General features: G+C 46.2%; 8 protein-coding genes. 4 read left to right on the top strand and 4 right to left on the bottom strand.

Annotated features, from left to right (window positions below):
- A partial coding sequence (locus LDL40_RS08400; RefSeq protein WP_300994821.1) for a cupin domain-containing protein occupies positions 1–472 on the top strand: 472 nt, incomplete at its 5' end.
- Positions 473–474: 2 nt separating this feature from the next.
- On the opposite strand, the gene LDL40_RS08405 is transcribed toward LDL40_RS08400, so the two are convergent.
- Entirely contained in the window at positions 475–1,536 is a 1,062-nt protein-coding gene (locus LDL40_RS08405; protein WP_300994822.1) for an alpha/beta hydrolase, read from the bottom strand.
- Between the two features lie 286 nt (positions 1,537–1,822).
- Between LDL40_RS08405 and LDL40_RS08410 the strand changes: the two genes are divergently transcribed.
- The gene (locus tag LDL40_RS08410; RefSeq protein ID WP_300994823.1) at positions 1,823–4,366 is read left to right on the top strand and encodes an EAL domain-containing protein; all 2,544 of its coding nucleotides are present in this window, start codon (positions 1,823–1,825) and stop codon (positions 4,364–4,366) included.
- Positions 4,367–4,375: 9 nt separating this feature from the next.
- Here LDL40_RS08410 and LDL40_RS08415 read toward each other — a convergent pair whose 3' ends face one another.
- The 3 genes from LDL40_RS08415 to LDL40_RS08425 all read right to left on the bottom strand — a co-directional run bounded on the left by LDL40_RS08415 (position 4,376) and on the right by LDL40_RS08425 (position 6,827).
- Positions 4,376–4,858 (bottom strand): NfeD family protein, encoded by a 483-nt coding sequence (locus LDL40_RS08415; RefSeq protein ID WP_300994824.1) that lies wholly within the window; start codon positions 4,856–4,858, stop codon positions 4,376–4,378.
- 9 nt (positions 4,859–4,867) lie between these two features.
- Positions 4,868–5,806, bottom strand: coding sequence for an SPFH domain-containing protein (locus LDL40_RS08420; protein ID WP_300994825.1), 939 nt, complete (start codon positions 5,804–5,806; stop codon positions 4,868–4,870).
- Positions 5,807–5,900: 94 nt separating this feature from the next.
- A complete protein-coding gene (locus tag LDL40_RS08425; protein WP_300994826.1) occupies positions 5,901–6,827 on the bottom strand; it encodes an alpha/beta hydrolase in 927 nt (308 codons plus the stop codon).
- 180 nt (positions 6,828–7,007) lie between these two features.
- Here LDL40_RS08425 and LDL40_RS08430 point away from each other — a divergent pair, with 180 nt between their 5' ends.
- The gene (locus LDL40_RS08430; RefSeq protein ID WP_300994827.1) at positions 7,008–7,910 is read left to right on the top strand and encodes a hypothetical protein; all 903 of its coding nucleotides are present in this window, start codon (positions 7,008–7,010) and stop codon (positions 7,908–7,910) included.
- Positions 7,911–7,964: 54 nt separating this feature from the next.
- Entirely contained in the window at positions 7,965–9,716 is a 1,752-nt protein-coding gene (gene aceK, locus LDL40_RS08435; RefSeq protein WP_300994828.1) for a bifunctional isocitrate dehydrogenase kinase/phosphatase, read from the top strand.
- The last annotated feature ends 284 nt before the right edge of the window (positions 9,717–10,000 follow it).

Genomic DNA, 10,000 nt, shown 5'->3' on the forward strand with positions numbered 1-10,000 from the left:
TGGCGATTACCCAGTTGGTACTTACTTACGTAACCCACCCGGCACTTCACATGCTCCTTTTTCCAAAGAGGGTTGCTTATTACTGGTAAAGCTCTGGCAATTTAGCAAAGGCGACACAGAGCAGCTTTGCATCAAGCCTGAGCAACAGCGCTGGCAACCTGGTCTGGTGCCTGGTTTACAGGTGTTACCTTTACATCAATTTGATGGCATCAACACTGCTTTAGTGCGCTGGGCGCCACACACCCAATTTCAGCCTCATGTGCATGCCGGTGGTGAAGAAATTTATGTGCTCGAAGGTGTGTTTCAGGACGAGTTTGGATGTTACCCCAAAGGCAGCTGGATACGCAGCCCCCGCTGGAGTAAACACCAGCCTTTTACCGGCAGCGAAGGCGCGCTGATTTATGTCAAAGTGGGGCATTTGGGCGCGACTTTGTTAGGGGACCAGCTTAGTCCCCAACATGCATTAACCTGAATTTAATTCAATACCGCTACTAAATCTGAGCGGATAAAATCTGACAATACGGCCTGATGTTCACGAGCCCATTGACTCATAGCGCGGCCATCGCCAGTGGTGACTTGTTCTATAAAGGCGCTGGACAAAGCCTGAGTCGCTGCTTTTATCACTTGCTGCTGTGGTGCAGTGTCTTCGCTGCGGCGCCAGCCAGAAAAAATGTTGTGGCTACCAGAACTAAATACTGCCAGTACTTTATAGCTACTGGCCATAGCGTAGTACAGCTCAAATCTGTCGGCAGGAGAGGAGTAATAACCTGGCACTTTAATTTCATCTTCCGTAGTGGTGATGTGCAAAGTTGGAATAGTCACCTCTGCCAACACTTGCTCTAAAGGCTGATCGTTATAAAAAGGTGGAGCGGAAATTAAGATGGCGGCTTTAATTCTGTCATCTTTCAGGCTGATCAACTTGCCGCCCTGTTCCACTACGGCACCGCTCAGCAGCATGGAGGTGTTGGCTCCATACGAATGCCCTGCCATCATAATGTTTTGCTGATCAAAATCCGCCGCATATTCGGAAGCTAAAATCTGGTCCAGCGCAAACTTCACATCCTGAACTCTTGCTAAAGCTTCGGTTTCATCCGCGGCATCCATTAAGCGAAAAGGCAATAACAGTCTGTTACCGCGCCATACTTTGCGATCGCTGCCATCATGCTGCACATGCAAGCTGGCATAACCCTGACTGGCCCAGTATTGCCCTAAATAAGCGTAACGTTCCTTAGAGCCGCCAAGCCCATGGGAAAATACAATGAGCGCTTTCGCCTTTTTCTGATGAGCTGGTTTAAACAGCAGAGCAGGCACAACTCGGTTTCTTTTTTGATCCAGCCAGTCAAAACTAACTTCGTCAATATTCGAAGATAATGTCCTGGCGATTTCTGTGGAATGCTGTACCGAAGGTAAATTTAATTGCTGTTGCCACACCTCTGGGTTTAACGCCTGTTTCTGTGAACAGCCAGACAAAGACAATAATAAAATACTGGTCAGTGCTGCTACGACTATTGTTTTTGCTCTGGTGTGGCTTCGCATAAAAAGTCCTCTTGATAAAACGAACCTTGATCAACCCATCCTTAACTACAAAAGTGGCCAAAGGTCTAGTGGCTCTGCTGGGGATCACTTCGGACAGCAGATCAATCTGTGGCGCAAGTATCTGCGTCTATAGCTCAAAAAAAAAGCAATAAAAACTGATGATGCTGTTCAATAAATTCGAACAGAGTTTTTAACTGCGGAATATTTACTAAATTTATCAAATTTCGCGTTGCATCTGTCATTCTGCCAGCTAAGGTTAAAGCAGAAACCTTCTGTTTGAGCTGTTATGACCTTGCGCCAAAACCCTTTGTTCAAAACTTTATTTTTTCTGGCCTTATGTGCGTTATTGCTCTGCGCTTTGATGCTGGTTCATCTATTGCCGCAACAAATGTTAAAACCTATTAATGATCTCTATTATTTTCCTGTGACTGAACAAACCTCCGAGCTCCAACAACTGCTATTCCAGCCTGCGGATCTTTGGCAAAAGTTACCAAGTTCGACCGCCAGTCTGGGTTATCAGCAGAAAGACTTTTGGTATAAAACCCGGCTAAAAGCCAGTGACTCAGAGACAGCTTTATCTGTACAAGCCCCATTTCTGGACCGGTTAGAACTCTATTTGCTAGATCCACAATTAAATCTGATGCAGAGCTACAAACTGGGCGATCAACAGCTTTATAAACTCAGGCCTTTGCCTACGCTGAACTTTGTGATTCTGGTGCCTGCCAGCACAGAAGATCTGTGGCTTATTGCGAAGGTGAGTAATCAGGGGGCGAATATGCTGCCACTGCAACGTAGCAGCACACTGGAGATGGAGCAGCAGGAGCATCTGGCTGTCTTTATCCACAGTCTGTTCAGCGGTATTTTTTTGTGCCTGATCGCGCTGTCTGCAGGCTTTTATCTGATTTACCGTCACGGTTATTTTCTGGCATTCTCCTGCATGTTTTTAACTGTCGTTTTAATTCAATTAGAGATTAACGGCCTGTTATTTGCCTATGTCTGGCCAGAGTCGCCTGAATACAACCTGGTGATAGAATATGGTGCAGTGCTGGGTTCTGTGTTTGCAGCCAGTTTTGTCTTGTCTTTTTTCCGCAGTTCCGAGACACCTGACTGGTTAATGTGGCCATTTCAACTGATCCGAGCTTTCAGCGCCCTATTACTGTTGGCCAGTCCATGGCTTGGTGTCTTTTGGCTTAAAAAAGTAGGCATAGAACTGACTGCACTGACTGGCAGCATGATGTTATTAGCCAGTTTTTGGCTGTTGTACAAACGTCACGCCAATGCACTGTTTTTCTCGCTGGCCTTGCTGACTATGCTCACCGGAGTCGCAGTAATGATATTGCGCAGCAAAGGCTATTTACCCGCGGTGATGCTCACCAATTCAGCGATGGAAATAGGAAATGCTTTGTCTGCAATGTTTTTTGTTTTTGCCATGCTGCAAAATATGCATCTGGAAAAAAACCGGAAAATTGCCTTTCAACAACAAATTCTGGACCAGCAGCAACATATTCAATCTATGCAGCAAAAAGCACTGCAACTGGCGCTGACAGAACCTGTCTCCGACTTACCCAATAAAAGAGCTCTGCTGAACCGACTAGAACAACTGGATGAACAAAGAGATAGTAATTTTTATCTGGTCATGATCGAACATCAGCGCTTTCGCCAAATTGAACGCGCCCTGGGCGTGGAAGAAGCGAACCATACCATCACAGGCTTTAGTAAATTATTGAAACGTTGGGGCGAACAACAACGTCAGACCGAAGCCCGGTATCCGGCATTATTTGCATTGGAGCGTGACAGCTATGTGGTACTTATTGCACCAACAGACTTTCGCTCTCAGTTTGAGCAGCTGCGTTACCAACTGGATGCCTCACTCAAAGTGGACAACCTGCAACTTGATCTGGGGACTGTTTACAGCTCGGTGCATTACCCTGTTGATTGTGCCAGAGCGTCAGATACACTGGATTTAGCACTGGCAGCCATAGAACATGCTGACCGATCAGGAGATTACCTGCCCTACGAGCCTTTGTATCTTGAGCAAAACTTAGAACACATTCACTTATTGTCAGAGCTCAATATTGCCCTGCAAGACGACTTATTAGAGCTCTATGTGCAGCCTATTCTGGATATGAAGCAACAAAAGATCCATGCAGGTGAACTGCTGATCCGTTGGTATCACCCTAAAATGGGCCAAATTTCGCCTATTGATTTTATTCCGCTGGCCGAACAGACAGGAATGATTAGTCAGGTGACAGAATGGGTACTGAACAAGACCCTGCTGCTGCAAAAACAACTTGCAGATGCCGGCGTCAACATACGTTTATCTATGAATATTTCGCCGCTGGATTTGCGAAACGCCGCTTTGATTTCAAGAGTGATAGAAGCGGTAAAAAGCACCAGTTATTCCACTGTGCCATTGCAACTCGAGCTGACAGAAACAGCCTTTGTTGATTTGGTCAAAGATTCAGAACAGGCATTAAAACTACTGGAAAGGTCCAATATCAGGATCTCACTGGATGATTTTGGCGTAGGACAATCTTCTTTAGCCCGCTTGCAAGGATTGCCTTTGGGTGAGCTTAAAATTGACCGGGATTTGCTGTGTCAGGCAGTGCGGTTAAATGACGATACGGTACTGCGGTACGCGGTAATGCTGGGAAAATCGCTGCAACTTTATACTGTGGTGGAAGGTGTAGAAACCCTGAAAGAACTGGAGTTTGTCCGTCGCTTAGGCGCAGACGCTGTGCAAGGCTATCTGCTGGCTAAACCTATGCCATTTGCCAGATTTAGCCAGTGGTTGATTGATTTTGAACAGCAGGGTTTCAGGTTAAGCTAAAATCCGGCGTTATAGCGAGTCAGCTGGTTTGCTTCTGACCAGCAAAAAACCAACGCTGGCAGAGCTTATTAATACGGTCTGACCTGGATCCAGCACTGTAGCCAAATCTGCCGGGTCAAGACGAACCCGCCATTCCAGGCCACAAAACTGAATATGGCTATCGATATCTTTATGAGCCTGCTCTGTGAGTATTAGCTCTGTACCAACAAAATCGGAAATGGCGTGATCTTCCTGTAACCGAACACCGTTTTTTTGCAATTTACGTAATGGTTTCCATAAAAGCACTGCTGATAATGCCGTCAGCATGGCCAGACTGAGCAAAACCAGACTGGTGTCTTGCGGCAACCAGCCAAACCACATCAAAGCGGCGCTGATAAAAGCTCCTATGGCCAGTGCCAGCAGCACCTCCAGTACACCAGGAATAGCAAAAGGCAATAAAGCCAGACATAACAAGGCTAATAACAGCAAACCAGAAAGCAGATTCAGCTCCATTAAGTCTCCTTAGGACAGAGTTCCGGATTTTTGAATAGCAGCCACTACACCTAAAGCTTCAGCGACAGTGTTTCCCGCTGAAGATTTATCATTGTCCATCAATACCACTGTCGACTCACGGGCTATGGCCTTTTTTGCAGCTATAGCTTCAGTTGCCAGATCCAACAATACGGCCGCCTGACCTTCGGTTGTCGCAGCGGCCTGACCTATCATGGTTAAGGCTTTGGCTTTGGCTTCGGCCACCAACTCAATAGAGCGTGCCTCACCTTCGGCTTTAAGTACCTGTTGTTCACGCTCCGCTTCAGCCGCCAGTACTGTGGCCTGCTTATCACCTTCAGCTATATTGATTGCGGCCTGACGTTTACCTTCAGAATCCAGAATAGAAGCACGTTTTTCCCGTTCAGCCCGCATTTGTTTTTCCATCGCATCCAGAACTGACGCAGGAGGATTGATATCTTTGATTTCATAGCGCATCACCTGCACGCCCCAGGCTGCAGATGCCTGGTTAATGGCATGAATGATTTTAACGTTCAGGCTGTCCCGCTCTTCAAAGGTTTTGTCTAGATCCAGCTTACCTATTTCAGAACGCATCGAAGTCTGCGCCAGCTGGATCACCGCATACACATAATTATCTATGCCGTACGAAGCTTTGTAGGGTTCCATCACTTTGATATACAACACACCGTCTATCGTCAGGCTGATATTGTCTTTGGTGATGGCCGACTGACTTGGTATATCGATAGCGCTTTCTTTTAACGACACCTTGTAGGCGATCCGGTCGATAAATGGGATAACGAACTGCAGACCTGCGGTTTGGGTTTCATAATACTTCCCTAACCTTTCAATGATATAGGCCATATTTTGCGGCAATATGATCACTGTTTTGCCAATCAGTATCAGCACCGCCACAACCAGAGCGCCAGTAACTATTAAATTCGTTTCAAGCATAACTTGTCCTTAAGCCGAAAAAATTGTTTTCCCTGACAGCTTAACTTAATTACAAAAAAATTAAATATTAAACACCATTTTCTAACAACTATTGTTATTTTCCCAATAGAAACCGCAGTGGATGCTCCAGCCTGTTCGCCCATGCGTGTTCAGAATGATCAGCTCCCGGAAAAAACCTGCTTTGCCACTGCCCCTCCGGCCAACCTTGTTGTTGCAGCAGTTGATCCACCTTGTGTTGCCATGGTGGATACCAGGCGTCCAGCGTCTGATCGCCATAATCAAAATACAAACGGCTTCGACTGTCCGGGTTTAGCTTTTGCCGCAGATATGCTAAAAACTGCTCAGGCACAGGGTTGTCCTGCTGCTGAAAAATACCAGGCCAATGGGTAGATAAACAGGCGGCAGCACCAAACTGATCCGGATACTGCAGCAGAGCATACAGCGAGATCAGGCCGCCCATGCTGGAACCCATCAGCAGGTTGTATTCTTTACTCTGGTGCACAGAAAAATGACGCTGAATATAAGGTTTCAGTTCTTTGACCAGAAAACTCAGGTACAAGTCGGAATACACAGCAGTGGCAAATAATTTTTGCCCAGGACTGCGCTCCAGTTGATACAACTGCTTTTGCTCAACAGTGCCCAAGCTGGCAAAAGGCTGCTGCGGAAAATACTCACTGTGCCTTTTATCTCCGGCATTATGTATAGCCACCACAATAAATGGGATCAGCTGGTTTTGTTTCAGCAAGGCTGAACTTACTTCGTCCACCCGCCATTCCTGACCATTCCAGCTGTTTTTAGCATCAAACAGCATTTGCCCATCTTGCATATAGAGTACCGCATACTTTTGTTGGCCCTGGTCGCTGTAGCCTTCAGGTAACCAGATATCTATAGTGCGTTTACCAATATAGTCAGACTTAAAATCTTTCAGTTGTACCACAGAACCCGAGCTGACTTGTGGTGTTGCGGCCACCTCTGTTGTCAGACCTAAAGCAAAAATAAAAAACCAGATTACATACCTCACAGCTGCGCCACCCTGTCATTATGTTCTTTGTTCTATAGTCTATCGCTGTACCACAGAGCACAAGGCTGAATACGATTGCGGCAAAAAGCCATGATTGATGGCAAAGCCCGACACAACAGACTTGCAGTTCACTGCTGATCCGGTACATTGTGCAGTCTAAGCTGATAGTGAGGGGTTAGAATGAAGTGGTCTGTTGCGCTGTTGGCTGGTTTGTTGTGTTACTCCCTGATCGCTGTTGCTGAACAGGCCAGTACACCCCAGACATTGCTGATCCCTAAACCCCGCTCTGAATTTGATATTAATCACCAGTATTACACCAGTTTATTAGAAAAAGCCCTGACCAAAGCCGCTGCGGGTCGCACAGTACCGGAGCTGAAAACCACTTTTGCCATGGAACAAGGCCGGGCCTTGCGTGAGTTAGCCAAAGGCGAATCGCTGGATGTGTTTTGGGTTGGCACAGATCTGGCCAAAGAGCAGGAATTTCGTGCTATTCGTATTCCACTGGAACGTGGTCTGATGGGTTTTCGTAAGTTTATTTTACGCAAAGACTCAGTCGCAAAATTTAACTCAGTCCGAAGCCTGCAGCAATTACAACAATTCACCGCCTGCCAGGGAGCATTCTGGCCTGATATCGACATTATGCGTCAGTCGGGTTTAAAAGTGGAAGAAGCGCCTGTATACGAAAACATCTTCAAACAATTAGTCGCCGGGCGTTGTGATTATTTCCCACGGGGTTTACATGAAGGTGTGATCGAGCTGGAAAAACGCCGCTTTTTGTATCCGGAATTAGTGCGGTACAACAACCTGATGCTGCATTATCCTTTTGCCGTGTACTTTTTTACCCGTAAAACCAATGAGGCTTTGGCGCTTTGGATTGAACAAGGGTTGGAGCAAATGATTAATGACGGAGAATTGCTTCAGCATATGCAACAACAGGAACTGACCCGGCATGTATTTCCGCTTCAGCATCAAAGCTCAGATCCCTGGATCAACATTAAAAATCCGTTATTAAGCCCTGATACACCAGTGACGGATGGCAGGTATTGGTTTCAACCTGAAGACTTTAAAAGCAACGACAATTGATATCTGGTCGGATTTCAGTTATTTCTAAACTAAGGTACTTCAGGATCGAATTTTATGCTGCAGGCTACAGAAATAGCTGATCTTATTTTAAAAGGCTTCCGCCGTCATTTTGGTTTGTTTCAAAAAATCACAGCGTTAGCCAAACAAGGTTTTGCACAAAAAAACTGGCTTGAGTTGCAACGTATCAGTTCAGAGCGGATTTCCTACTACGACTTAAGGGTGAATGAAACGCTGAACTTGTTACAGCAAAAGTTGACAGGGACAGAACTCAATGACTGCCTGTGGCAACAGGTAAAACAACAGTACCAGCAGTATTTGTTATTTCATCCACAGGCTGAGTTGGCTGAAACCTTCTATAACTCCGTATTCTGCCGTTTGTATGAACGCAAATACTTCCATAATCAGAACATATTTGTCGAATCAACCTTAAGTAAACAACGCCTGCCAGCTCCGGTCGCCTCTGTCTATGAAAGCTATTTTCCGGCTCAATATGGATTAAAACAAAGCATCAGAGCCATAGTTGCAAGTTTTCATCTGCAAGTCCCTTTTGTTGATTTAGAGCGCGATATTCGATTGCTGGTACGCACCTTTGCGGGTCAATCCAGTCATGGTCATTTTCCTGTGCATCTGGTGCGTTTTGACATTTTAAAGTCACTGTTTTTTCGCAATAAAGCGGCTTACATTGTCGGCCGGGTAGTCACGCCTGACGGGCAGCAGCCTTTTATTATTCCGCTGCTGCATGATAACGATCAGGGAATTTATGTTGATACCCTGATCACAGATCCACAACAAATGACCATCATTTTTGGCTTTTCCCGCGCTTATTTTATGGTCGAAATGACCGTGCCATCAGCTTTGGTGCATTTTCTCAAAGAGCTACTGCCACATAAAACCCTAGCCGAATTGTATTCGTCAGTCGGCCTGCATAAACAAGGTAAAACCGAGTTCTACCGTGAGCTGCTGACTCACCTGGAGAAGTCCACCGATCAGTTTGTGGCAGCTCCTGGCATCAGAGGTATGGTGATGATGGTGTTTACCCTGCCCTCTTTCCCTTATGTATTTAAAGTCATTCGTGACAAGTTTGCACCGTCCAAAGAGTTTGGCCGCGACACGGTCAAGGCCCGGTATCTGCTGGTCAAAAAACACGACAGGGTTGGCCGGATGGCGGACACCATGGAGTATTCAGATGTGGCGTTGCCGTGCAGTAGGTTCAGCCCGGAGTTGCTGGCGGAATTACAGCACAGCATAGCAGGCTCGATGCAGTTTGAAGGCGATCTGGTGATTATTAAACACTTGTATATCGAAAGGCGCATGCTGCCACTGAACCTGTACTTAGAGCAGGCCAGTTACGAACAAAAATGCAAGATGATGGCTGACTATGGCCAGGCACTGAAAGATATGATCGCCGCCAATATTTTTCCCGGCGATATGTTATTAAAAAACTTTGGAGTGACCCGCCATGGCCGGGTAATTTTTTATGACTATGACGAAGTACAGTATTTGCTGGACGTTAATTTCCGCTTTATTCCAAAAACCGATAACTATGACGATATGTTAAGTAACGAGCCCTGGTATTCAGTTGGGCCCGGTGATGTCTTCCCGGAGCAAATTACCACTTATGTCACGGCACAGAATGATATACGACAGATGCTGATCCAAAGTCATCCGGAATTGATGGACGCGCTCTATTGGCAACAAAAGCAACAACGCATTCGTGATGGCATAGTCGAAGATGTATTTCCATACCCACAAAGCCAGCGCTTCCATCTTTTATATCCGTCGGACTTTAAGCCGCAGCCAGGTTGAACTTTCACCTGATTGCCACTCAAAATACTGAGGCTGTCAACTAAAGGGTATCAATGCTTTATTAGCTTCAGTACAATGCCGCCGCCTGAGCAGGCGCAGTGTCTGCGGCAATCAAGGATAAGTCTTGTGTCTCATATCAATTCAGTGATGGCGCTGCGTGAGCGCGAACTACAAAAAACGGTCAGGGTATTTAATGCCAGGGGTAGCCGTGTTATTCGCTGCCCTTTATGTTTATTGCCAGTGCCTGACTGTATTTGTGCCGCCAAGCCCGCCCCATCCAGCCG

Source organism: Rheinheimera sp. (assembly GCF_020217005.1).
GTDB lineage: Bacteria > Pseudomonadota > Gammaproteobacteria > Enterobacterales > Alteromonadaceae > Pararheinheimera.